This is a genomic window from Candidatus Pelagibacter sp. Uisw_136, from assembly GCF_047720275.1.
In the GTDB taxonomy this organism is placed as follows: domain Bacteria; phylum Pseudomonadota; class Alphaproteobacteria; order Pelagibacterales; family Pelagibacteraceae; genus Pelagibacter.
The window spans coordinates 129068-153862 of sequence record NZ_CP159812.1 but is presented as its reverse complement, the minus strand read 5'-3'; the positions used below and the strand labels follow the sequence as shown (position 1 = coordinate 153862).

The following is a 24795-nucleotide window of genomic DNA, read 5'->3' as shown; positions in this document are numbered from 1 at the left end:
TAATATGTTAAGCTAAATATTTAAACCAGCTTTTAGTTGCTTTCTTAATTTTTTTGGGAGTCCATAATGGAGCACTTTTCCAGTCATTAATATTTTGAAGCATGAATGTAATCCCTTTTTCAATATCTATTTTGGGCTTCCAACCAATTATTTTTTTTATCTTAGATATATCTGCAAAAGTTTGAGAAGGTTCGCCTGGTCTTTTTGGTATATTTATTGTTTTATCTACTTTCATTAATTTAATAATTTTATTTATACTCACAGTTTTTCCACTACCTACATTAAAAATTTTATTTTTTGATTTTTTATTATCTAATACAGCTACTATTGCATCCACAATATCTGTAACATAAGTAAAGTCTCTTTTTTGTTTACCATCACCTACCACTGTTAAGGGAAGATTCTTTAATTTTTGTGCCAAAAAAACACCAAAAACTGCTCCATAAGTTCCAGAAGTACGGGCTCTAGGACCATAAACATTAAAAAATCTTAGCGAAGTTACATTTAAATCATAAATTTTACCAAAATGCATAACAATTTCTTCACCTAATCTTTTTGTTAAGGCGTATGGATACTCTGGTTTTATTTCTTCATTCTCGGAGGTTGGGTACTTTTTGGGTATCCCGTAGCATGAAGATGAGGCTGTATAAATAAATTTTGTTACTTTATTTTTTATTGCAGCATTAACTACATTTAGGGTTCCTGTAACATTTGTATCAAAATAATCTGTAGGATTTTCGATACTAGGAACAATATCTGCTAAACCTGCAAGGTGAAACACATTATCAACATTTTTAAATATTTTTTCAATTTTATTGTAGTTTCTAATATCGAGATACTTGATATCAATTAATTTACTTAGATGGTGTATATTAGATTTTTTACCTACATCAAAATTATCTATAATTGTAACTTTATGATTAAGACTAACCAATTTTTCACATAAGTGACTACCAATAAATCCTGCACCACCCGTGATCAGACTGTGTATTTTTCTCATTTAGATTATAAAATATTTTTAGAATTATAATTCGAGTACTTGAACCTAATCCATTGTGAGATTAGATGCATGAAGCTTGAGAATATATCTTCAGTAATTCCATAGTTTTTACAGTTTATATTATAATGAAAGCTTATCTTTTTATTAAAATTTTTATTAGAAAAACCAGTAAAAAAAATAACTTTCATTTTTTTTTTTATTGCATATGAAATTACTTTATTGATATTTTTGGAATTTCCAGAGCAACTCATCGCAAATAATATATCTCCTTTTTCAGCATGATTTTCAAGTTGAAAATCAAATATATTTTCATAATTTATATCATTTGATATTGCAGTAATGAGTTCAATAGAATTTGATAAGGAATAAACTTTAGGAATCATCTTATTTTTTGATGAAATTTTAATTCCTTTATTAAAGTCACACAAAAAATGATTGGCAACAGCTGCTGATCCTCCATTTCCAGCAACAAATATTTTTTTTTTGTTAATTATAGCTTTCTCAAGAAAATCAGATATTTGGATAATCTTTTTAATATCTATATATTCAATAGTATTTTTTACTAATTCAAAATAATTGGTAAAAAATTCTAACTGTTTAATTTTATTTTTCATTTATACTTTTTTAACTTAATATTCACACCGTGTTTACTTTACTTGATATATTTTGACTAGCTTATAATGAAATATAAGGTAATTCTTCACAAATAATATCATAATTATTTATTACTAGACAATAAAAAGTTTATTAATTAGCATTTGTTAACATTAAAAAAAATTAAATTATAATATTAAAAGATTTTATATTTAAATATTTATTATAAATTAAATTTAATGAACTTTGAAAAAAACAAATTAATTATTTTAGCTGGGGGTAAAGGGACTAGAATAAAAAAATATAATAAATTTTTACCTAAACCTCTTATAAGGTTTAATAATATCGCTCTATTAAGTCATTTAATTAGACAATTGAGCATTTTCAGATTTAAAGAAATTATTATTCTTGCAAGTTACAAATCCAATCAAATAATAAAAAAATACGATAAGAAAATATTTAATTTTAATAAAATTAAAGTTTTAATTGAAAAAAAACCCTTAGGTACTTGGGGTTCAATAAATTTACATAAAAAAAAAATTAATAATGATTTTTTTTTAATTAATGGTGACTCATATTTAAATAATATAAATTTTAGTTTTCATAAGCTAAAAGATTTGAAAAATAATATCATAAACATGATGCTCACAAATAATCATCAATATTATGAAAATAAAAAATTAAATAATTTATACATAAATAAAGAAAAAAAAATTATAATAAAAAAAAAAAGTAATTATATTAATTCAGGGATTTACTTTATTTCAAAAAAAATATTTAATAACACTAATTTGAAAAATTATTCTTCATTAGAAAATGACATAATACCATTTTTTATTAATAAAAAAAAAGTCAATGGTATAATAAATACCAATAAATTGATTGATATTGGTACTCCTAAAAGCCTGAGAAAGGCCAAGATAGAAATACCTTTTCTTTTAAGAAGACCTGCAGTTTTTTTAGACAGAGATGGTGTAATTAATTACGACTATGGTTATGTTCATAAAATAGAAAATTTTAAATTTAAAAAGGGTGTTTTAAAAACATTACAATACCTTACAAAACTAAACTATTATATATTTATTGTAACCAACCAAGCAGGTATTGCAAAAGGCATATTTACAGAAAAAGACTTTCTTAAATTACATTTAAACTTAAAAAGCTTTTTTTTAAAAAAAAAAATCTTCATACATGATGTAAAATATTGCCCTTTTCACAAAGACGCAAAAATTAAGGAATATAAAAAAAATACAAATTTTAGAAAACCTGGAAATTTAATGATCAAAGAAATTTTTAAAGATTGGATTATTAATAAAAAAAAAAGTTTCATGATTGGTGATAAATCTACAGATGAAATAGCTGCTAAGAAAAGTGGATTGTATTATGAATATTCTGGTAATAATCTTTTTAAACAGGTGGAAAAAATAGTTAAAAAAAAATTTAATAATTATTAATAAATTTTATATCACAGTGTTTGAAAATTTTGATCAATTCCTTTATGCCTTGATCTAATGAAACTTTAGCCTTAAATCCCTTTTTCTCTATCTTATCATTGCTAACAAAGTAATCTCTTTTATCTGGATCAGACTTTGAAGTTATTATTGTTATTTTTGTTTTTTTTAAATATTTTTTAATTTTTTTAGCTAAATTTATTTTAGTAATATTGGCTTCAGATAGTCCTAAATTATAAATATTATTTTTTAATTTAGAAAAATTTTCTATTGCAAAAATAAATGCACTAGTAACATCTTGAACATGAATATAGTTTCTTCTAAAGTTAGGTTCAAATATTTCAAGTTTATTTGAATCAAATGCCTTTTTAACAAAATTATTAACTAATAAATCTGTTCTCATTCTATATGAATAACCAAAAACAGTTGCTAGTCTAAAACATATAGAATTTTTTCTTTCAAAAATAACTTTCTCAGCTTTCACTTTTGTGGTGCCATAAAGTGATATAGGATTTAATGGTGAGTCCTCATCACAAAATTTTCCCTTCAAACCAATACCGTAACCCGAGTTTGTAGTTGGATATATTATTTTTTGCTTTTTTTTTGAATATCTTATTATTTTTTTTATAGCTATAAAGTTTGTTTCAATTGCTTTTTTTTTGAACTTTTCACATAATGGTGCTCCAACTAGACCTGCCAAAGGAATTATTATGTCTTGGTTCTTAAGAATATACTTAATATTTTTATCTTTAGTAACATCAAGTTGATAAAATTTAAAATTATCATGAAAAAATAAATGTGCTAATGAATTTTTTTCATATTTTAATAGATCCACAGCAGTAACTTTATAACCTGCTAAAACCAACTTGGTTGATAACATTGAACCCAAATATCCAGCAGCTCCAGTAATTAGTATATTTTTATCCTTCATTTTTTTTTCTTAATTCATTAATTAATTGATTAATAGATTCATCTATATTAATTTTAGGTTTCCAGCCAGTATGTTTTTTAAATTTTTTGCATTCAGCAATTTGTAAGTCAATATCAACAGGTCTAATAAGTCTTTTATCAACCTTTGTTATAATTTTTGATTTCGATTTAGAAATTAATTTTTTTAAAAATTGTCCTACTCTTAAAGTATCACTTCCACAAATATTGTAAATCTCACCAATTTTTCCTTTTTTTGCAGTTAGCCAATATGCTTCCATAGCATCCATTGTGGATATAATGGTTCTTTTGCTATTTAAATTTCCATGATACAAAAATTTTCTTTTATTATCTTCTATCTCAATAATTTGCTTTGCGAATGCTGTTTGGAACAAATTAACTCTTCTTGGGTTCATATAAGAAAACATTCTTGTTATAATAATATTTAAGCCATAACTTTTATGATAGACTTGAGATAATAAATCTTGAAATGTCTTTGAAACGGCATAAGGATTAACAGGATTAATTTTCGTTTTCTCAGTTATTGGCTGATCCTGCTTTGGTACGTTTCCATAAACCTCTGATGTACTACAATGAATTAATAAGTTTTTGAATTTTATTAGTCTTAAAGTCTCTAAAAGATTTAACACAATAGAATTGTTGTTATTTATAATTTTGGCAGGCTGTATAAATGAATTTCTAACATTTGCATCAGAAGCGAAATTAAATATTACATCAGGATTAATTTTTTTTAAAATTTTTTTAAGCTCTTTACTATCAGTTAGGTCAATTTTATAAAACTTGATTTTATTTTTATGTCTTTTTTTTAAAATTGAATAATATTTTTTACTTCTATATGTTCCAAAAATCTTAATATCTTTGTTTTTTGACAGGATATGATCTGCTAAATAGCTTCCCCCTGAACCTGAAAGACCTGTAATAAAGCATTTTTTAAAAGATCTATTCATAAAATTCAATTTTATTTAAAAATTCACAAACTTTTAAAATTTTTTTTTTTGTTAGAGAAGGATAGTTACCTATATAATATCCAAAGTGGTGAATATGATCAACTTGTGGAAAATCAGATATCTTAATATCTTTAAATAAATTTTTTATGTAAGGCTGTCTAATTTGATTGCCACCTCCTGCATTTCCCCTCCTAAATTCAATTCCAAATTTTTTCATTTTAAATTCAAGTAAATCTCTATTTTTAAAGCTTTTTTTGTTTAGGACTAATGGGAATGCATAATTTGAATTTCCTATTGTGTTGTAATTTGTTCGGTACTTTTTTGAATTTAAATTATTTAAGAAAATATTTAGATTCTTACTTCTTATTTTATTATTTTTATCTAATCTTTTTAATTGATTTATTCCAATGATTGCTTGCAATTCGTTATTTCTAACATTGTAGGCTGGGTACATAAAAATAAATTTTGGAGATAAATCTTTATTTTTGTTAATTATTTCATTTTCATATTTTTTATTACCTGATTCTCTTACCATTCCATGTGAACGAAGCATTTTCAAAATTTCATAAATTTTTTTCGAATTTGTGCAAATCATGCCTCCCTCGATTGTAGAAAGATGATGAGCATAATAAAATGAAAAATTTGACATTAAGCCAAATGTTCCTAATTTTTTGTTTATAAATTTAGCACCATGAGATTCACAAACATCTTCAATTAAATGAATTTTTTTACTTTTTAGAAATTTTAACAAATTGTTACTAAGACCGTTGAAGCCCTGAATATGACTTAAAAATACTGCCTTTGTATTTTTGGTTATCTTTTTTTTAATTTCATCTTCACTCATTGACAAATTTTTAGGATTAATATCAATAAAGATAGGTTTAAATCCATTTTGAATTACAGAAGCTATATCTGAAATCCATGTTAAGGTAGGGACTAAGACATCGCCGCTACCTTCAAGGATTTTTAAAGCCGACATAGTTAAAAGGTTTGCTGAGGATCCTGAGTTAACAAAAACACTGTATTTCACTCCCAACCATTTTGACCATTTTTTTTCAAAGCTAATTACATTTTTAGATTGAGTGAATGAATTAGTTTTTTTTAAAAAAGTAATTAATTTATTTTTGTCATCTTTGGAAATATTATTTTCCATTAAAGGAAGTAGAAAATTCTTCATATTAATTATTGTATATTACTCTACTTCCATTATTTTCAAAATTGAAATCTACAATTTTTTGTTTTCCAAATTTATTTAAGAATCTTTTATGATTTTTTTCCGGTACATAAAATAAAATAAAACCGCCACCACCTGCACCAAGTAATTTTCCACCTAATGCTCCATAATTTAATCCCTGCATATATAATTCATCAATTTGTTTATTTGAAACCTTGTTACTAAGTGATTTTTTAATAAGCCAAGCATCATTTAATAATTTACCAAAATCATCTGGTTTATTTTTTATAATTGATTTTTCAGCCTCAGAGGTTATTTGAAGAATACTCTTTATAGCATTAAAGTTTTTATTTGTTAAAGTATTTACATAACTTTTAGCAACAAGATGTGCCCTTCTTTGCTTTCCAGTATAAATTAGAAATAAATTACTATTAAGTTTTTTTTTAAAACTATTATGTTTATTAAAACTATTAATTTCAAATAATTTTTTTTTATTAAATTTTAATAAGTTAAATCCTCCATATGAAGCTGCTACTTGATCTTGGGATCCAACTATCTCTTTTAATATTTTTTGTTCAAAAAAAACACATTTTTTAGCAAGAGAAAACTTGGTTAGTTTTTTTTTACCTACTAATGTTTGCATTGCCAACATTAGACCTACAACAAATGAAGAGCTAGATCCCATTCCACTTTTTGAGGGAAGGTCTCCATCATAATTTATGTCTATTCCTTTTTTGTATTTATAATATTTTAACATTTCTCTTACGATAGGATGTTTAATATTTTTTAAATCATTTTCATGTTCTGTAATTCTATATGAAATTTTATAATTACTATTAGAATAAATTGGAGGTTCTTTTAATGTAATGTATAAGTATTTATCTATCGTAGTAGAGATAACCTTTCCCGGATGATTTAAATACCAACTAGGATAGTCAGATCCTCCACCAAAAAAAGATATTCTATAAGGCGTTTTAGTTATTAACATCTTAAATTAATTTTAAGATATTTTTTCTAATATTTGATACAGATAAATTGTTATCATCTAATAATTTTTCTCTTCCTGTATTTTCAAAAATAAATTTATCTGGTAACGCCAGAGAAATAATATTTTTTCTATTTACATTCTCTTTAATCAAAGACCCCAAACTTCCAGAAATTGTTTGTTCATCAATAGTTAGTATGTTTTTAAATTTTTTTGCATAATTTTCAACTTTTTTTGGAAATGGTTTTGCTTGAAACAAATCAAGTAATACTACAGAATCTCTTTTTTTAGAGGGCAAAAGGTTTATTGCTTTTTTTGCTCTTTCAATTATTGAACCGTGGCTAATTATTAAAAGTTTTTTTAATTTTCCTTTATGTAGGTATGAATAGCCATTTTCAATATCTGATATTTTCACTTTATTATGCAGGTTTTTTGATGCTTTTCTATCAAGTCTTATAAAAGTAGGTTTATTAAGTAAAAGTGATTTTAAGGCTAAATACTTCGCGACTAGAGGATCCGAAGCTGTATAAATATAGCAATTTGATAAAGATCTCAAACAAGCAAAATCCTCAGTCGAGTAATGAGTTGGACCAGAATTTGCATAACTAAGGCCTATTCCAGTTACAATAGAACAAACATTGGTACCCATCAAGCATGTTGCCGTTTTATGTTGCTCAATACACCTTAAAGATAAAAAGGGTGCCATTGCATAAATATAAACTTTTTTTCCTTCTAGAGCTAGGCCATTAGCAAAATCAACCATGTTTTGCTCAGAAATACCAAGATGGACAAATTGATTTTTTAGATTTTCTCTAAATTGATCTAGTGCTGGAGCACCAAAGTCAGCACTAAGAAAATAAATATTCTTATTTTTTTTTGCTCTTTTATAAATTTCTGTAATAAATTCATCTCTTTGAAATCTCAAATTAGTCATTTTAATTTTTGTATCTATTTTTTAATTTATTCAACTCTTTAAGGTATGTATTTTGATCTATTTGATTCCAATAGTGCCAATTCGCTTTATTTTCCATTAAATTAAAACCTTTTCCTTTTATTGTATTAACAATTAAACAAGTCGGTTTATTTAAATTTGTTAATTTATTAATTTTTTTGTATACATTTTTAAAATCATGTCCATCACAACTATCAACCACTATATCGAATGATTTAATCTTTTTTTTAATATCACCAAGATCTAGACACTCTTTTGGGTTTCCTAAAATAATATTATTATTAACATCTAAAATTATATTTACATTTTTTAACTTTAAACTTCCTAATAAAAGTAAACCTTCCCAAGTAGACCCTTCGTATAGTTCTCCCTCACTAATAATTGGATAAACTCTTTTATTTTTTGAAGCTAAGCCAATACCAGATGCAAACCCTATACCATGACCTAAAGAACCTGTTGCAACTTTAATTCCAGGAATTTTATGATTACCAAACATTTTTAAGCAAGTATTGTTATTATTGCCCCAATTATTCCAATCTTTTTTTGAAATTATATTTATATCATGAAGAATTGGATATTGAGCAACAGTTGCATGGCCTTTGCTCATGATAATATCATCAAATATTTTATTATTTTTTTTTCTTATAAACCCTCCGTAATATAGAGTTATTAAAACATCAAGGATTGAAAATACAGAGCCTGGATGACCCTCTTTAAGTAAGTAAAATTTTTCAAATAAATTTTTTCTAATTTGATAGGCTTTGTTTAAAAATTTTTTTTCTAAAAACATTTATTTTCCTAAAATTTTATTTTTAATTTAACTTTTGAAATTTTCTTAATCTTGCTTATTTTTTTAAATTCTGATTTTTGATATATTAAATTAAGCATTTGAATTCTCTTCTACTATTTTTCTAGTAAGCTTTATTTTTGACATTTGTTTAATATTTTCAACAGCCTTATATCCAAATCTATTTTTAATTCTATCTAAAAATTTAGGATTTAAATGATAACTAATAAATGCATCATCTCTTAATTTTAAAATTTCCCATGGTTTAAGTGTATTTGTAGGTAAACATACGGTGTCATAAGCATGAAAAGAATAGCCTGAATAACTTTTTGGCATCTCTATCCCATTTTTTATACCTTCTTTGTATAATGCACTACCAGGTAAAGCCATAGCAGGATAGGTATTCCAACCAGAAGTGCAAAGCTCTACACTTAAATCATATGTTTTCTTAATCGTCTCTTGATCATCGCCTGGAAGGCCGTACATATAATTAGCCATTACGTCAATATCAGCTTCATGAACTTGATTTATTATTTTTCTAACATCCACATCTTCAAACTTACCTTTTGCAACCTCTAGCCTAACTTTTTTATCACCACTTTCTATACCGAGGCATAACCATTTTATTCCTGCTTTTCTTACCACAGATAAAGCTTCTGGGTTTTTTACAGTATCTATCCTTGAATAAGCCCACATTCTTAAACTATCATCAGTGTTTAATTCTGCTAATTTTTTACATAATGGTAAATAGTATTTTGGGTTTAGTAAAAACATTTCATCAGTAATTCTAATTGTCTTAACCCCCATATTAATTAATTTTTTAAACTCATTAATAATAAAATTAGGACTCCAATATCTCATTTTACTGTAATTAGAAGAAACACCAATTTCATCTGTATCATTTCTGTTAATTAAATTTATCATACAAAAACTACATTTAAATTGACACCCAAGTGATGAATGAAGAGCAGCATAAGGACTTCTTTTTTCTTCATCATATTCCGCATGCCACATTGGAGCCCTGTATAAATCTAAAGGATTATCTTTAAATGGAAGAAGGTCCCAAGCATAACCAGGTAAATCCAAATCCATTCTATCATTTGGTACTACTATTTCTGGTTTATTAAGAATAATTTTTTGTTTGTCACGAAAAGCAATTCCATTAATTTTATTAAGCTCATCACTATTAAAATTACTTAAATTTAATACATTTTTAAGAGCATAGACTCCTTCATTTGTGAAAACAAAATCTATACTATTTTCATCTTTAAGTGCCTGAACAGGTAAAGCTTGAACATAAGAACCAATATAAGCAATATTTAATTCACTATTTTTTGATTTAAAATATTTGCTTAATATGAGTGCTCCCTCCATGTTAGTGGTACCCGCGTTTACATTTTGACCATAAACCACAAATACAACTAACCTAGGTTTTAAGGATTGCAATCTATCATATATTTGTTCTTCAGTTATATTTTCAGCATTTGCATCTACTATTGAAACCTCATAACCAAAATTTCTCATCGATTGCGCTAAAAGTAAAGACCAAGTTGGAGGTTCAATGGCTGTATACTTTGATTTAAGTGATTGATAGTTGTTTCCAATTGAAGGATTTATAAAAACTACATCAATTGATTTATTTATATTCATTTAGTTTATAATAATTAACAAATTTATTTATTTAATTACGATAATAACCCCATAAACTATGTTATATTTTCAAGAAATCAATGATAATTATTAGGATCAAATTATCAAAATTAATTAACAAGTTTTATTAAAGAGTTATAGTGCCATTCAAGATATACTTTAAATGTTATTTAGATAATTTTAAAAAATTAGATATAAATATTAAAATAAAAAAAAAGATTTATTAAAATGAGTTTTTTAAAAACAAGAGAAAAAATATACTCATTAATAAAAAAAACTAAGCCCACAGAAGATAAGAAAATATTTTTTTCATGGAATCTTGATCATGGAGATCAAAAAAAATTAAAACTTACCTCATTAAATATTATAAAAAAAAATTTTGAGACTTTTTATAAAGAAAAATTTTACCCTTCAGATAAATTTATAAATAGAAACATAAAAAAAATTTCTGATTTACCAAATATTACCCCTAATGGACTCATTCAGCCAAGGAAAGAACTTGTAAATCAATTCAATATTCTCCATAAAAAAATTCTTCTTATTTTAAAAAAAAAAAAAATTATCAATGAATTTGATAATTTAATGGTTCCAGTTCTCAGAATAAAAGTACCTCCAAATAAAAAAACAATGAAAAGGCAGTATTCTACATACAAGGTTCACTCTGATGCCTGGAATGGTGTAAATTTAAATAGTATTTTTATGTTTGGTATATATGGAAATTTTAAAAAAAATTCAGTCAAATTTTATACTGCAAAAAAATATAATAAGAATATTTTAAAAATCATGAAAAATTTTAATGAAGGTAAAAATTATTATAGTAATCTTAAATTAGTCGATAATATGAGTGATGGTAAAATAATGTTAATCGATCAAGCTTGTTTACATAAAACATATATTGACCCAAAATTTAAAAATAATATCAGAATATCTATAGATATAGTTGCAAATCCTAAAAACTCAAAAATTTTAAATGAAAATATAAAAAAATATAATTACTATAAACTTAATGATTGGAAAAAATTAAATTATGCAAAGCTTGATACAGCAAAAATATCAATTTTTAATAGTAATTGAAAATCAAATTCTTTTACTTTAGTAAAAGCTTTATTTAATAAGCTTAGATTTTCTATTTTCGATTTCATATATTCTATCACATTTGTTGATCAAAGACTTATTGTGACTAACAAAAATAATAGTAATTTTTTTATCTAAATTATAAATAGTATTAATAATATCATCTTCAGTTTCAGTGTCCAAAGAATTTGTTGCCTCATCAAAAATAAGTATTTCTGGATTCTTGTATAGGGCTCTAGCTATGCCAAGTCTTTGCTGCTGCCCTCCAGAAAATTTAATGCCTCTTTCACCAATGATTGTATTTTCTTTTTCAGGTAGATTATTTATTACTTGCGTTAAATTAGTTTGATCAAGAACTTTCTTAAATAACTTCACATCTAAATTTTCAAGATTTTGCCCAAAAATTATATTTGATAAAATACTTTCGTCTGTTAAATAAACCTTTTGTGGAACATATCCAATTTTTTTTTGAAAAGCTTTATTTGGAAATTTTATCATATTGTTATCTATTTCAATAGAACCTGTTTTTGGTTTTAAAAGATTGCAAAGAATGTTTAATAACGTACTTTTTCCTGTTCCACTTTTTCCTAAGATACCCAATTTTTGATTCTTTAAAATTTCAATATTTAACTCTTCAAGTACTTGAGTTCCATCGGGATAATCATAACTAATATTATTAAGCTTAATTGAATTATTAAAACTAACATCTTTTTCATTTAAATTTTCATCCTGATAATCTTTAAGATTTAACGTTTCATAAATAGAGTCAATTAAAAATGAGTTAAATCTTATTTCATTATAAGAGATCAAAATTCTATTGCATGATGGAAGTAATCTAAACATTCCAATTACAAATAAGGCTATCATGGATAAGATTTGATTTTTTTCCAAATTTAAATAAAAATAAAATACAAATATTATTACAAAAACTATACCTATTAGAAATAATTCTATTAAAGGTTTTGATAACTCCATTATAATTCCTAAATAATAATTAGTTTTATTAGTTGTACTATTTGCGTCAGTAAATTTTTTAACAAAATTATCCTCTAAATGATCGATCTTGATATTTTGTATTACGTAGAAACTTTTTTGCATTTCTTTTATTTTTTCTGCTTCAAAAATGTATTTTTGATCTCCATAAAACTTTAATTTTTTTCTAACAGTTGAATAAAAAATAGATAAAAAAGCTATTAAAAGTAATGAAAATAAAATAGTTTCATAAAAATAATTTATCATTAAGAAAATTAAAATTATTCCTGCTAAAAAAGTTTCTGTCACTAAATTAATTATGGGTGATATCAAATTGCCACAAAATTTATCAACCTCAGTTGTAATTTTTGATAAAAAACTACCTGAATTATGCTTTAGAAAAAAATCGTACCGTTGATATAAGTATCTTTTAAATATCTCTTTTGATAGGTATTGATTTAAATTTCTTGCAAGTCCATGTTTTTTAAATGATAAAACTACACTCAATAACGATCTTATTATAAAAGCAAATATAAAAACCACAAAAATTGAAGTTGGACCATTATAAAAAGAGTAAGCAAAATCTTTAATAAGCGATGATTCTTCTTTTGCATCTGTAAAAAAATTTAAAATTAATGGTAAAAGAGAAAATATAAATAACTCAAAAATTGTAGTTATGATGATCAATAAAACTGTATAAAAAATATATAATTTATGAGATCGTGTTAATATTTTTAAAATTTTATTCATTAAAATCATAATTAACATTAAATCTTAAATAAACTATTGTTATTTAATCATAATGTTATACGTATTAAAATATCATGAAATCAGCGTTATGCATTGGCCTAGGAAAACTAGGACTAACTTTTAGTCAAATAATTGCTAAATCATACAAAGTTTATGGCTATGATTTAGATAAAACTATATATGAAAATATAAAAAGTAATGTGCCTCAATCTGAGCCTCGATTAAATAAACTTATTAAATCGTCCAAAAAAAATTTCCAATTAGTAAATAATTTGAATGAAGCAGTTTTTAACACTCAATGTGCTTTTTTAGTATTACCAACACCATCTAAAAAAAATCATGAGTTTGATAATAAATATATTTTATCTTCCTTATCATCTATTGGAAAATCACTAAAAAAGAAAAAAAACTATCATATTATTATTACCTCAACCGTTAACCCTGGAAGTTGTAAAATTTTTATAAAATATCTAGAAAATAAATTTAAAGTTAAACATGGTGTGCAATTTATTTTATCATATAATCCTCATTTAATTGCCCTTGGATCTATTTATGAAAATATTATGAATAATGACTTGGTTATAGTGGGATCAGACTTAAAAGAAGGTCATTTATTTTTAACTAATTTTTATAAAAAAATTTATAAAAATAAAATGGACAAGCTTAAATTCTTAAATTTAAATGAGGCAGAAATTTCAAAAATTTCTATTAATGCATATGTAACCATGAAAATATCATTTTCAAATATGATTAGCCAAATTTCAGATAATATAGAAAATATTAATGCATCAAAAATTTTGAATACTATTGGTTCAGATGAAAGAGTGGGGAAAAAATACTTATCACTTGGAGCTAAATTTGCTGGACCGTGCTTTCCTAGGGATAATTTAAACTTAATAAAATTTTTAAAAAAAAATAAGAGTGCCTATGCTTTACCAGCAGCAACAGACAATGTTAACAATAAACAATTACAAAGATATATTGAATTATTTAAAAAAGTTAAAACAAAAATTAATGGAAAAATAGTGGTTGGCATTTGTGGCCTAAGTTATAAAGACAATACAAATTTAAATACAAAATCCCCAGGACTAATGTTATTTAATAAATTAAAAAAAGATTATCACACAATTACTTTTGATTCATTGCTACCAGATAATTATAATAAATTAAATTTCGTTAGTGATTTTAATATTTTTTTAAAAAAATCAGATATTATTTTTGTATGCTATAAAAATAACAGATTTAAAAAAATAGAAAAATTTAAGACTAATAATAAGAAAATTATTATTGACCTATGGAATTTTTTAAATATTAAAAATAAAAATATATTAGTTAAAAAATTAGGAATAAGTTAATTTTAAAAAAAAATTATTCTAATAACTTGTGTTATAGGCCAATGCAAATCACCTCACGGGCGTGCTACATGCAAGCAAAAAATTAGGAAAAACTCTTGTAAGCCTTTATCGAAAAAAATTAGATATTAATATAAAATCAATAAAACTTTACTTTGCTTATATTCCTAGAAATAAAAAAGATGATAAAAAATATTATACCGGTTTAGTTGATAAGCCCTTAAACAAAATAATTAATAAAGCTTAAAAATTATCTAAAATTTTTTTTATAAAATTAAATTCATTTTCTAAATTTGGTTTATTTTTAATAAGTGGTTCATCACCAAATTTTTTTAACTTTGTCTCATCACCAAGTAACTCTTTCAGCTCACCAATATCTTTGTTCATATAATCATTCATATTAATAAAACAATTAGTGTTGAAGTCTTCATTTACATTTTCATCACACCAAGTTATTGGTAAAGTTTTACAATAGTAGGCATCAGTAATTTTTTCATCATAATAACCTGGAACTAAAAGATTGTGTGGACATAAATTAAATCTATATTTTTTTAATATATCGATTTTTATAAAATTACTTTCATTATGATTTTTTATTTTTGGATTAAAAAAACTACCAAATCCATCAATATCAACTATTGCTTTCAATTTTTTATACAAAATATCTCTTGGGAAATTTAAATGACTTGAAATTATACAAGCTTTATTTTCTTTTTTTAAAAAGAAATATCCCTGAGGTTTTAGCAATTGATTAACATCATAAAGTTCTCCTAACCTTCTTCCATTTATGTGCCTATGATCACGAATTATTCCATCACTCGTCCAATCAATAAAATCCTTCCAAATTGGAAGTCTTAAATGATTATCTTGGTTAAATCCAAATAAACAATTTATGTGAAAATCTTCATCAAAATTATAACTACCAAAATAACCTTCTTGAGAGAAAAAAATTTTTACTGGTTTGTACTGTCTTTTAAAATTTAGAACATCTATGTTTGGAAGTAATCTATTAATATATTTAATTTTTTTTATATTATTTATACTTTTTTCTAACACAGTATTTGTATTGTATGGACCAACAAATAAAATGTCAGCATTACTAGGATTTGAAATCACAATTTTTTTTTTTGAAATTTTTTTTAAAATATGAAAAACTATACTTTCCTCAATAGCTTGAGACCAAATAGATGAAACTTTAATGATTTTTTTTTCCAGCATAAAATTTATTTACAATTTTTTAGTCAAATCACAATCTAAGTATATGGGTAACATAATTTTAATAAGTTTATCAATTTTAATTTTTGAAATTTATTAAATATTTGAACTTAAAATATCAACTTCTGAATTACCCCCCCCCTCCCTACTTATTAGAGTTTATAGGTATATTAAGTGAATATTAAGTGATAGATAATATTTTTTTAATAATAAAAAATAGTAATGAAAAAAATTTTTATCCTTTTAGTATTTTTATTTTATCCAAATATTGGTCATGCATACATTGACCCAAATTTATTTACAATTGTATGGCAATTTTTAGCTGCTTTTCTATTTTCTATGATTGCTTATAGTAGATTTTTATATGTGCAATCAATTACATATTTTAAAAAATTTGAATCATTTTTTTCAAAACTGCAAAACTTTTATATTATTGAAATTTTTGCTATTCTATCGTCAATACTAATTCCTATTTTATTTATATTATCTAGAGATGATAATATATTTGGACAGGAAATAATCTTAAATACAATAATTATACAATTTTTTATTTTATTATTGATATTTTTTTTAAATTACTCAGTTATTAAAAATATAAAAAAATCTTTAGTATTTTCGTGTACTTTTTTTTTAACAATACAGTTTTATGGCTTTTTAGAGGGGCTAATTATTGTATCTTTCTTTAACGTAGAAACTTTAAAGTATTTTAGAGTTCTATCTTTAGCATTGATTATAATTTCATTATTCTTTTTTATAACTAATCATAAGAAAATAAATTATAAAAAATATTTAAGATTTTTGATAATTTTTTTATCAACATTTTTTTTAATTGTTATTTTTAATAATTTAAAAAATCTAAATAATATTTACTATGAGGAAGATGTTTGGAGTCATGAAAGTCCAGAGATTAGTAAAATAAATTATCACCAAAATATTTATCTGATAATAGCAGACTCTTATGTATCACAAACTTACTTTAATAAACTATATCGTTCAAAAAACATACTGTATGATTATTTGAAAAAAAATGACTTTATGGTTAAACCAAACTCATTTTCAAATTATTCAACTACAGTGTTGTCTTTGCCAAGTTTTTTTAACTCAAATTATTATAAAGAAATTAATAAAAAATCATTAAAAAATCCTTACAAGCGGATAGAAAACAGTTATCTATTTAAGACATTAAAAGAGAATAAATACAATAATAATTTCTACAGATGTTACTATGGATACTTAAATAAAGAACAATTTTGTAAAAAACTAAATAATATTAAACAAATAAATCAAGATTTAAATTTAATAGAAACAATATATTACTACAATTCTCTACATAGTGCTTTTCTACATTTAAAAAAAATTTTAAAGTTAAGATTTAATAAAAATAATAATAGTAATAAAAATACAGTCAAAACCGATCTTGATAATTTAATACATTCAAATAATAAAAAAAGCTTTAATACAATTCTTTTTACTATCCCGCATTCTCCTTATGTGGTTGAGGAAAATTGTAAATTCAAAAAAGCCATACCAAAAAATGAATTAACTCTCAATAATGCTTTGATTAAAGATCACGATACAAGAATAAATGGTTATTATGGAAATGTTCAATGTGCAAATACACATATATTACACGCAATCAAAAAAATAAAAAAAGAAGATAATGCTGCATTAATTATTTTAATTTCTGACAATGGTCCATTATTAAAGCCAAAAAAATTAAATCATAATGATAATAAGAAATTATCTTCCATAGACAAATTGGCTCTTGATCGTAATTCATCAATCTTTGCCGTAGGTGGGAACTTTAAATGTAAAGAAATGTTAAGCAGTATGAGTCTCATTAATACTTTTAGAATTATTCTAAACTGTAACTCAAGTAAAAATGACCCCTTATTACCAAAAAAGATATACATTTCCTCTCCAGATGCTCCTTTAGACACAAAACTATATCATAATGATAAATAATTTTTTTAAATCATTAAGTGAAATCAAAAAATTTAGTAAAATCAATATAGATTATAAAAAAGTTGTTTTTTTTTCAGAAAATAATAATTACAGCTACTTCTTTAAGGCAGTAATAGATAGGTTAATTTTAGAAGGTATTAAAATAACTTTAGTCACGGCTGATAAAGATGATATTTTTTTAAAATACAATAACCCCAATCTTAAAATAATCTGCATTCCAAATTTTGTTATTTTACAATACTTCTTTTCAAGTCTAAAATGTAAAAACTTAATACTAACAATGCCTGATCTTGGAAATGGTATAATAAATAAATCTCCTTTTTGTGAAAAATATATTTATATTTTTCATTCCTTGATAAGCATAAATGTTGCTTATAAAGAAAAATCTTTCAATAATTATGATATTTTTTTTAGTCCTACATCTATTCATACCAAGGAGATTCAAAGAAAATTTAATAATTCAAATAAAAATATAATTGAAGTAGGTTATCCAAAAATAGAAGAATTAAAAAAGGAGCTAATAAATATAGAGCAAATGAATAGTATCCTAATAGCTCCTACTTGGGGGAATGATAGCGCTCTCTATTCTAAAGAACTAATTAATATTATAGAACAGCTAATTAAAAATAAAATTAATATTGTATTTAGGCCACATCCTATGTCTTTTAAAAAAGATAAAAAAAAAATAGAGGAAATTTTATCAAAATTCAAATGGTATGAAAACTTTAAATTAAATAATGATAAAGATAATAATAGAGTAATTTTAAGTGCCAAAGTATTGATTACAGATTGGTCGGGTGCAGCAATGGAATTTAGTTTGGCAAAAGAAAAACCTTCATTATTTATTGATACAAACCAAAGAATAAGAAATAATTCAATTAGGAAAGATGATAAAATTCTCAAAGAAACATTTGAATATGTATGTAGGAATGAATTGGGAGTTATACTAAATAATAAAAATATTTTTAATATAAGTGAAATTTTTGAAGATTTTTATAAAAACCAAAATTATTATAAAAATAAAATTATAAATTTCAAAAAAAAATTTCTTTATAATAATGAAAAATCTTTAGAAAAAACTATCTTAAATATTATTAAATTAATTAATTAATGAATCTTTATTTATAATATTATATATTTTCTGGTTCATAAAATAATCAGGAATTTTTTTATTGTGTTTAATTAATTTTCTTATATTTGTCCCGCTTACAAAAATTTTTTTTAGCTTATTACAATTTTTACATTTTTGATTTGTAACGTTTTTACAATTTCGACAAACAAAAGGTTCCTTAAATATTAAAATTTTAATTCCAATTTTTTTTTCATATTTTTTACATAATTTTTGTGAAGCATATTTTTTATAAAAATTTTTATAACCAGCATGATCTCGACCTACTAAAAAATGTGTACAACCATAATTTTTTCTTACCAATGCATGCAATATTGCTTCTCTAGGTCCACAATACTTAGGGTATGAAAAAAATGTTGAAAATATTGACTTATGTTTATCTAATTCTGTTGCAATTTTATTTGTTTCAATTAGTGCTTTTTCATTGAATTCACCTTTTTTATATTGGCCAATCATTGGCTGAATCAATAATTTTTGACAGAATTTTTTACCAAAATTATGTATCCACAAATGCCCATTATGAGGAACATTTCTTGTATGAAATCCTACACAAGTTTTACTTTTAATTTTTTTTTTAATTTTATCAGGATCATAAAATTCAATTTTACTTAGAATTTCACTATTAAAATAAATTATACTACAATCTAAATAAAAATTGTTAACATTTATAAAATTTTTTATACCTGGATGACTTGATTTATAAAATCCAAAAATTTTATTTATTAAGTTTTTTTCAATCTGATAAAATTCAATTATTTTTATTTTAGCTATAAAATTATTCAAATAATAAATATTGATTTCTTTGTAATTTTCAATTTTTTTTTTCTCTTTAGGCATGACTGGAAATATAATGGGCATTGAAAAAAATTTTTTATTATCTGTTTCAAATTTTTTAGCAATAGAAACTACCTCGCTTTTAGATGAAAATTTTTGAATAGGTCTAAAAACTCCCATTTTTATATTAACAATATCGCTTAAAATATTTTTATTTATATTTAATTTCATTTGAAATTTTTGTTAAATTAAAATTGTTATTTATAGATAAACTATATTCTAATTTTACAGAATAATTAAAAAATATAAATTTAATTTATAAAATAATTTTCTTATCTATTTTATCTTTTAAAATCAAAAAAGTCTTTCTTATGGTTAAATTAGTTGTATTGATTTTGATCGCATCTTTTGTAATTTTTAATGGTGCAACTGACCTCGAGTAATCACTCTTATCTCTATTTTTTATAGATTTATAGACCTCATTAATAGATACGTTAAACCCATTTTTTCTTAGTTCTTTTGTTCTTCTTAAAGCTCTTACTTTAATCGAGGCAGTTAGAAAAAATTTTACATCAGCATCTGGCATAATATTATAAGTAATATCTCTACCATCTAGACAAATGCCCTGGTACTTTTTGGAAATATTCACAACAATTTTTTTTTGAAATCTATCTACAACTTCTCTAATTCTTATATCCTTTGCTAAGTATGAGGCTGCTAATCCTATTTCACTAGATAATAAATTTTTATTAGAAAAGTCTTTAATTCTTAAATTACTTAATTTATCCTTAAATTTTTTAATATTAATTTTATTTTTATTTTTTAAATATTCCTTAGCTAAAACTCGATAACTTTTACCCGTATCTAAGTAAAATAATTTATAATGTTTTGATATTAGCTTTGCTTGTGTGCCTGCACCACTTGCAGCTGGACTATCTATTGCAATTTGAATTTTTTTTTTCATAATAATCAAAAAATATTGTTATTAACTTAGTTTATAATATAAAACATTAAAAACATGTTTACATATGATTTAGTTATAATTGGATTTGGCGTTATTGGTACGGAGGCATTGTATGCTCTGCATAAATTAAATTATAATAAAGCAAAAAAACTTAAAATTGCGATAATTGATAGGGACGTTAAAAATATTCCTGGTGGTGTAGCCTATAGCACTGATAAATCAATGTATGGTTTTTTTAATAATCCACTAAGACTTTCTCATCAAAACTTTATTGAATGGATCAAAAAACCAATTAATTTTAGCAAGTGTTGTAATTTTTTTGAAAATAACAAGTCGTACAATTTAAGTAATTGGGTAATACAAAATAAGAATTTAATATCAAATAAAAAATTTTTAGAAATTTATTTTCCCAGGTTTTTTTACTCCATTTATCTTAAAGATAAAATTTTTGAGATAATTGATAGCAAACAATCAAATTTAAAAATTGATTTATTAATAGGAAGTGCTGATCAATTAATTGAAAATAAAACAACTATAATTGAAAGTAATTCTTTTTTTCATAAATACTCATTTATTAAAAAAAATAATGAGCTTAAATTTATAAGAAAGAATCATAAATTAAAAAAAATTATTACAAAAAAAATAATTTTAGGTGTTGGTCTTTTACCACCAAAAATAATAAAAACTAATTTTAAAAAAAATGATAATTATATTTGGGATTTTTATGCAACAGGTGGGACAAAAAATTTAATAAAAAAAATTGATAAAATAAAAAATTATAAAGATAATGTTAATCTAATTTTTATTGGTAATAAGGCAGGATTTCTTGAAACTATGCAAAAATTAGAACAGTTGATTAATTTTCAAGGAAAAAATATTCACATACACTGTATTGCTCCTAGAATCGATGGTCTACAAAAAGCAATATTATCAAAAAATTATTCCAAATATAAATTTAAATATCTTTTAACTAATAAAATTAATAATATTAAAAGTTCTAATGAAATCTTATCCTTGATAAAAAAAGAATTTAATTTTTCCAAAAAAAATGGGTATTACAGGTATGATATATGGACATTAATTTTAAAAAAAAAAATTCTTATTAAGTGTTATGCTCAACTATCAAGCAAGCAAAAGCTCATTTATAATTCTAAAATTTTTAGTAAAATAAGAAATATCACTAGATACACATATCCTGAAACAGTTAATGCAAAAGAAAAACTTGAGAAAGCAAAAAAAATAAATTTTATTAATGATAAAGTCTTATTTATTAAACAAACTAAAGAAAAAATGCAGGTTATCACAAATAAAAATAAAATTTATAGCGCTGATATAGTCACAAATGTTTCTGGGCCTGTTAATATTCTAGAAGTACATGAGGAATCTTCATTAATTAGTAGCCTAAAAAAAATAACACACAAATATGATAAGAGTGGATTTTTTGCTGATAAAAACTTCAAAGTAAATAAAAATATATTTATACCAGGCGTTATTTCTAATAACTTTAATCCAACTAGACAAACTATTATCAAAGCTATTACAAATAATGTATCTAAAGTTATAAAAAAATTATTTAAAGAATTTTAATATGAAAGAACCAATAGATCAGTTGTCATGGTCAGAGTTTTTAAAAAATTCACAAAAAAGAAATGATATTCCAGATACTGTAGAAAAATATAATAGGTTAATTTTGCATTCAAAAAATTTTTTTGTAATTTCTGGATATGGTGCTTTTACCCCAGGTTATATGCTTATTATTACAAAAAAGTTAATTCCCTCTTATGGTTTAATAGAACCTTCACAAATAATTGAACTTGATTTTCTTATTCTTCAACTAAGAAAAGTAATAAAAAATAATTTTGAGAGAGAGAGTGTGATGTTTGAACATGGTATGTGCGCATGTATTGGGGGATTAGATAGAGCACATTTGCATATAATGAGTGTATCATCAAAAACAAATGAAGTTAGTTTAAAAGAATCAATTAATGAAACGTTGTATTCTAGAAAGGCTGGCATAAAACATATTCTTTATAACAATTATAAGCTTGAAAACATTCATGATATAAATCAAATATTTGAAAATATTGAAGAAGAAAAATTTAAAGAAAATATTGAAGTGATTGGAAAAATTTACAACCTAAGTGATATAAAAAATCTTGATGATAATAAATGGCCGTTCATAACAATGGATCATATTATGAAGGGAGGTCATTATGTTTATTTTAAAAGTGACTATTTAAATACATCATTTTTAACAACTAATAATTTTCAAACCCAGTTTGGAAGAGAGGTTGTATTTAATAACGAATGCAAATTAGAAGATAATTTTTCAAATAAATTTAATGTAAACAAATATGATCATCTTTGGAAGTGGCAAAATTCAAAGCAAGAAGAAAACATTTTAAGAACAATGAAAATTGCAAAAATTGGTTTTGAAAAACTAAAAATAATTTTCAACGAAGAATATATGAAACATGATATTAAAATTTGTTAATAATTAATTTCAAAAAATTTAATTAAATTGAGTGAAACTAAAATAACAATATTAAAAAGTAGCTGGTCTGACAATAGAGGACTTGGTGCGGTAATCTTTGCATTATTAGCAAATCTAATGGAAAGGAAAAATGATGAGATATTCTATCTTTCCCTGGAAAATTTATTTTATTCAAACACAAGAAATTTTTGGGATAAAGCTTTTTTTCAACCGTTTGAAGAAAGTATTTCTATAATTCAAAAAAAAATTAATAGTAATAAAACTAATAGTAAAAAAATCTTTTTAAATAATTTTAATTATGAAAAATTACACAAAAAAGGAAACTTTGAAGAAGTCAAAAAACTATTTAAGAAATTTGTAAAACCTAAAAAGGACTTAGATGAATTTTTTTTCAACAATTATCATGAGTTATTTAAAAAAAATAAAGTTGCTAGCTTACATATAAGAGGTAATGCGATGTTTAGCACAGCTCATGCTGCTAATCAGTCAGATAAAATAAGTTATAAAAGTTATATTAAACCATTGATAAAAAAGATTTTAGGTAAAGGTTTCCAAAAAATAATTTTATGCACCATAGACGATAATTTTAGAAAACAAATAATTAATGACTTCAGTGATAAAATTATTTACATAGAACAAAATCTTCCTAAAAATAGAATGCATCCCTCTTACGATCCTTTAGAAGAAATTATTTACGAAAGTGAACAATTTAAAAATCAACTTATTTTGGACCCTATTATAGAGGCTTTTATCATGTCAAAAGCTATATATTCCTATTATATGAGAAGTAATGTCAGCTATATGAGTATTCTGTATAGAGGTGATTTCAAATACGAATTTATAGATGATCACATAGATTATAGCAGATACGGTTAAACTTGAAATATTTTTTGTGATTTAAGAATTTTAATCAAAGGATACAAATCAATATATAAATATAAAACAATAACAGGCATAATTAATCTATCCTCCAAATTAAAATAAAACTGTGAAAAAATAAATAGAGGGATAAAAATAGCATTTTGTAGCAACAATTTTTTTAATATAATTCGAGTATTTATTAATCTTGAATAAATTATAGATAACAAATACCCTTTGAGGAAAACAGCAAATCCAACTAAATTAAAAAATAGGTATTCATAATTAAAATGAATTTTCAAAAAAAATATGTCTATTAAAAAATAACTTAAATTAATTATAAAAATTACTTTTAAAAAAAAAATAAGATTTCTAAAAAATGAAGATTTGCAGTTTTCTTTAAATTTAATAAAATTAAAAGTTAAATGCTTAATATCATAAAAAAAATTAAAAAATTTTTGTTTCAATGCTATTCTGGGTAAGTCTAAAAAAAATATTTGCATGATGATTAAGTGTGTTATTTTTTTGTTATCCAATAATAATATTAAATAAGTAGTTATAATTATAATGTAATGCGAATTAGAAAAGATGAAAGATAAAAAAAATTTTTTAATTAAAAAAAAATACCTTAAGTCTGATTTTATATTAGAATAAATTTTTTTATAAATTATTAAATATTTCAATTCTTTATTGATTTTAAGTTTATTAAAAATTGAGATGGCTAAAATTATAAAAAGATAATAAATAATTAGTAGTTTAA

Annotated in this window: 21 protein-coding genes; 8 read left to right on the top strand and 13 right to left on the bottom strand. The window is 23.3% G+C overall.

The window, feature by feature from the left end; genetic code table 11:
* Window positions 1-7: 7 nt before the first annotated feature.
* Both ABXT53_RS00745 and ABXT53_RS00740 read right to left on the bottom strand, forming a co-directional pair.
* Entirely contained in the window at window positions 8-991 is a 984-nt protein-coding gene (locus ABXT53_RS00745) for an NAD-dependent epimerase/dehydratase family protein (RefSeq protein WP_415291296.1), read from the bottom strand.
* 14 nt (window positions 992-1005) lie between these two features.
* Window positions 1006-1614 carry an SIS domain-containing protein gene (locus ABXT53_RS00740; protein WP_415290770.1) on the bottom strand — a complete coding sequence of 203 codons (609 nt, stop codon included), beginning with the start codon at window positions 1612-1614 and terminating at the stop codon, window positions 1006-1008.
* Between the two features lie 219 nt (window positions 1615-1833).
* Between ABXT53_RS00740 and ABXT53_RS00735 the strand changes: the two genes are divergently transcribed.
* Window positions 1834-3048, top strand: coding sequence for an HAD-IIIA family hydrolase (locus tag ABXT53_RS00735; RefSeq protein ID WP_415290769.1), 1215 nt, complete (start codon window positions 1834-1836; stop codon window positions 3046-3048).
* Here the strand turns inward: ABXT53_RS00735 and ABXT53_RS00730 are convergent.
* From ABXT53_RS00730 to ABXT53_RS00700, 7 genes are all read right to left on the bottom strand, one after another.
* A complete protein-coding gene (locus ABXT53_RS00730; RefSeq protein WP_415290768.1) occupies window positions 3035-3976 on the bottom strand; it encodes an NAD-dependent epimerase/dehydratase family protein in 942 nt (313 codons plus the stop codon). The two genes, ABXT53_RS00735 and ABXT53_RS00730, sit on opposite strands and share 14 nt — an antisense overlap.
* Window positions 3966-4940, bottom strand: coding sequence for a GDP-mannose 4,6-dehydratase (locus tag ABXT53_RS00725; RefSeq protein WP_415290767.1), 975 nt, complete (start codon window positions 4938-4940; stop codon window positions 3966-3968). Before ABXT53_RS00725 ends, ABXT53_RS00730 begins: the two co-directional genes overlap by 11 nt.
* Window positions 4933-6093 carry a DegT/DnrJ/EryC1/StrS family aminotransferase gene (locus ABXT53_RS00720; protein WP_415290766.1) on the bottom strand — a complete coding sequence of 387 codons (1161 nt, stop codon included), beginning with the start codon at window positions 6091-6093 and terminating at the stop codon, window positions 4933-4935. Before ABXT53_RS00720 ends, ABXT53_RS00725 begins: the two co-directional genes overlap by 8 nt.
* Window positions 6094-6118: 25 nt before the next feature.
* Window positions 6119-7102: a hypothetical protein gene (locus ABXT53_RS00715; protein WP_415290765.1), complete on the bottom strand. Its 984-nt coding sequence runs from the start codon at window positions 7100-7102 to the stop codon at window positions 6119-6121.
* A gap of 1 nt (window position 7103) precedes the next feature.
* Window positions 7104-8033 carry a transketolase C-terminal domain-containing protein gene (locus ABXT53_RS00710; RefSeq protein WP_415290764.1) on the bottom strand — a complete coding sequence of 310 codons (930 nt, stop codon included), beginning with the start codon at window positions 8031-8033 and terminating at the stop codon, window positions 7104-7106.
* Between the two features lies 1 nt (window position 8034).
* Window positions 8035-8841, bottom strand: coding sequence for a transketolase (locus ABXT53_RS00705; protein WP_415290763.1), 807 nt, complete (start codon window positions 8839-8841; stop codon window positions 8035-8037).
* A 90-nt stretch (window positions 8842-8931) separates the two neighbouring features.
* Complete coding sequence (locus ABXT53_RS00700) at window positions 8932-10488, bottom strand: B12-binding domain-containing radical SAM protein (RefSeq protein ID WP_415290762.1); 1557 nt, start codon at window positions 10486-10488, stop codon at window positions 8932-8934.
* A gap of 228 nt (window positions 10489-10716) precedes the next feature.
* Here ABXT53_RS00700 and ABXT53_RS00695 point away from each other — a divergent pair, with 228 nt between their 5' ends.
* Window positions 10717-11562 (top strand): hypothetical protein, encoded by an 846-nt coding sequence (locus ABXT53_RS00695; protein WP_415290761.1) that lies wholly within the window; start codon window positions 10717-10719, stop codon window positions 11560-11562.
* A 30-nt stretch (window positions 11563-11592) separates the two neighbouring features.
* On the opposite strand, the gene ABXT53_RS00690 is transcribed toward ABXT53_RS00695, so the two are convergent.
* Window positions 11593-13284: an ABC transporter ATP-binding protein gene (locus ABXT53_RS00690; protein WP_415290760.1), complete on the bottom strand. Its 1692-nt coding sequence runs from the start codon at window positions 13282-13284 to the stop codon at window positions 11593-11595.
* A gap of 74 nt (window positions 13285-13358) precedes the next feature.
* On the opposite strand from ABXT53_RS00690, the gene ABXT53_RS00685 reads away from it, so the two are divergent.
* Window positions 13359-14639 (top strand): nucleotide sugar dehydrogenase, encoded by a 1281-nt coding sequence (locus tag ABXT53_RS00685; protein ID WP_415290759.1) that lies wholly within the window; start codon window positions 13359-13361, stop codon window positions 14637-14639.
* Between the two features lie 240 nt (window positions 14640-14879).
* On the opposite strand, the gene ABXT53_RS00680 is transcribed toward ABXT53_RS00685, so the two are convergent.
* Window positions 14880-15854 carry a glycosyltransferase family 10 domain-containing protein gene (locus ABXT53_RS00680; protein WP_415290758.1) on the bottom strand — a complete coding sequence of 325 codons (975 nt, stop codon included), beginning with the start codon at window positions 15852-15854 and terminating at the stop codon, window positions 14880-14882.
* Window positions 15855-16073: 219 nt separating this feature from the next.
* On the opposite strand from ABXT53_RS00680, the gene ABXT53_RS00675 reads away from it, so the two are divergent.
* Together ABXT53_RS00675 and ABXT53_RS00670 are read left to right on the top strand one after the other, a co-directional pair.
* Entirely contained in the window at window positions 16074-17816 is a 1743-nt protein-coding gene (locus ABXT53_RS00675) for a hypothetical protein (protein ID WP_415290757.1), read from the top strand.
* Window positions 17806-18927 (top strand): CDP-glycerol glycerophosphotransferase family protein, encoded by a 1122-nt coding sequence (locus tag ABXT53_RS00670; RefSeq protein ID WP_415290756.1) that lies wholly within the window; start codon window positions 17806-17808, stop codon window positions 18925-18927. The genes ABXT53_RS00675 and ABXT53_RS00670 overlap by 11 nt, the downstream gene beginning before the upstream one ends.
* Here the strand turns inward: ABXT53_RS00670 and ABXT53_RS00665 are convergent.
* Together ABXT53_RS00665 and cmk are read right to left on the bottom strand one after the other, a co-directional pair.
* Window positions 18916-19950 carry a hypothetical protein gene (locus ABXT53_RS00665; RefSeq protein ID WP_415290755.1) on the bottom strand — a complete coding sequence of 345 codons (1035 nt, stop codon included), beginning with the start codon at window positions 19948-19950 and terminating at the stop codon, window positions 18916-18918. The two genes, ABXT53_RS00670 and ABXT53_RS00665, sit on opposite strands and share 12 nt — an antisense overlap.
* An 85-nt stretch (window positions 19951-20035) precedes the next feature.
* Window positions 20036-20683 carry a (d)CMP kinase gene (gene cmk / locus ABXT53_RS00660; RefSeq protein ID WP_415290754.1) on the bottom strand — a complete coding sequence of 216 codons (648 nt, stop codon included), beginning with the start codon at window positions 20681-20683 and terminating at the stop codon, window positions 20036-20038.
* Between the two features lie 54 nt (window positions 20684-20737).
* Here cmk and ABXT53_RS00655 point away from each other — a divergent pair, with 54 nt between their 5' ends.
* From ABXT53_RS00655 to ABXT53_RS00645, 3 genes are read left to right on the top strand one after another with little or no spacing between them, the layout of a single operon-like run.
* Window positions 20738-22270 (top strand): FAD/NAD(P)-binding protein, encoded by a 1533-nt coding sequence (locus ABXT53_RS00655; RefSeq protein ID WP_415290753.1) that lies wholly within the window; start codon window positions 20738-20740, stop codon window positions 22268-22270.
* Between the two features lies 1 nt (window position 22271).
* Window positions 22272-23177 (top strand): hypothetical protein, encoded by a 906-nt coding sequence (locus ABXT53_RS00650; RefSeq protein ID WP_415290752.1) that lies wholly within the window; start codon window positions 22272-22274, stop codon window positions 23175-23177.
* 27 nt (window positions 23178-23204) lie between these two features.
* Complete coding sequence (locus ABXT53_RS00645) at window positions 23205-24053, top strand: hypothetical protein (RefSeq protein WP_415290751.1); 849 nt, start codon at window positions 23205-23207, stop codon at window positions 24051-24053.
* Window positions 24054-24795 lie beyond the last annotated feature (742 nt).

What these genes read in the sequence shown, in the direction of transcription:
- ABXT53_RS00740 (WP_415290770.1), bottom strand. Translation starts at nt 1,614, where the DNA reads ATGAAAAATAAAATTAAACAGTTAGAATTTTTTACCAATTATTTTGAA.
- ABXT53_RS00735 (WP_415290769.1), top strand. Translation starts at nt 1,834, where the DNA reads ATGAACTTTGAAAAAAACAAATTAATTATTTTAGCTGGGGGTAAAGGG.
- ABXT53_RS00730 (WP_415290768.1), bottom strand. Translation starts at nt 3,976, where the DNA reads ATGAAGGATAAAAATATACTAATTACTGGAGCTGCTGGATATTTGGGT.
- ABXT53_RS00725 (WP_415290767.1), bottom strand. Translation starts at nt 4,940, where the DNA reads ATGAATAGATCTTTTAAAAAATGCTTTATTACAGGTCTTTCAGGTTCA.
- ABXT53_RS00720 (WP_415290766.1), bottom strand. Translation starts at nt 6,093, where the DNA reads ATGGAAAATAATATTTCCAAAGATGACAAAAATAAATTAATTACTTTT.
- ABXT53_RS00715 (WP_415290765.1), bottom strand. Translation starts at nt 7,102, where the DNA reads ATGTTAATAACTAAAACGCCTTATAGAATATCTTTTTTTGGTGGAGGA.
- ABXT53_RS00710 (WP_415290764.1), bottom strand. Translation starts at nt 8,033, where the DNA reads ATGACTAATTTGAGATTTCAAAGAGATGAATTTATTACAGAAATTTAT.
- ABXT53_RS00705 (WP_415290763.1), bottom strand. Translation starts at nt 8,841, where the DNA reads ATGTTTTTAGAAAAAAAATTTTTAAACAAAGCCTATCAAATTAGAAAA.
- ABXT53_RS00700 (WP_415290762.1), bottom strand. Translation starts at nt 10,488, where the DNA reads ATGAATATAAATAAATCAATTGATGTAGTTTTTATAAATCCTTCAATT.
- ABXT53_RS00695 (WP_415290761.1), top strand. Translation starts at nt 10,717, where the DNA reads ATGAGTTTTTTAAAAACAAGAGAAAAAATATACTCATTAATAAAAAAA.
- ABXT53_RS00690 (WP_415290760.1), bottom strand. Translation starts at nt 13,284, where the DNA reads ATGAATAAAATTTTAAAAATATTAACACGATCTCATAAATTATATATT.
- ABXT53_RS00685 (WP_415290759.1), top strand. Translation starts at nt 13,359, where the DNA reads ATGAAATCAGCGTTATGCATTGGCCTAGGAAAACTAGGACTAACTTTT.
- ABXT53_RS00680 (WP_415290758.1), bottom strand. Translation starts at nt 15,854, where the DNA reads ATGCTGGAAAAAAAAATCATTAAAGTTTCATCTATTTGGTCTCAAGCT.
- ABXT53_RS00675 (WP_415290757.1), top strand. Translation starts at nt 16,074, where the DNA reads ATGAAAAAAATTTTTATCCTTTTAGTATTTTTATTTTATCCAAATATT.
- ABXT53_RS00670 (WP_415290756.1), top strand. Translation starts at nt 17,806, where the DNA reads ATGATAAATAATTTTTTTAAATCATTAAGTGAAATCAAAAAATTTAGT.
- ABXT53_RS00665 (WP_415290755.1), bottom strand. Translation starts at nt 19,950, where the DNA reads ATGAAATTAAATATAAATAAAAATATTTTAAGCGATATTGTTAATATA.
- cmk (WP_415290754.1), bottom strand. Translation starts at nt 20,683, where the DNA reads ATGAAAAAAAAAATTCAAATTGCAATAGATAGTCCAGCTGCAAGTGGT.
- ABXT53_RS00655 (WP_415290753.1), top strand. Translation starts at nt 20,738, where the DNA reads ATGTTTACATATGATTTAGTTATAATTGGATTTGGCGTTATTGGTACG.
- ABXT53_RS00650 (WP_415290752.1), top strand. Translation starts at nt 22,272, where the DNA reads ATGAAAGAACCAATAGATCAGTTGTCATGGTCAGAGTTTTTAAAAAAT.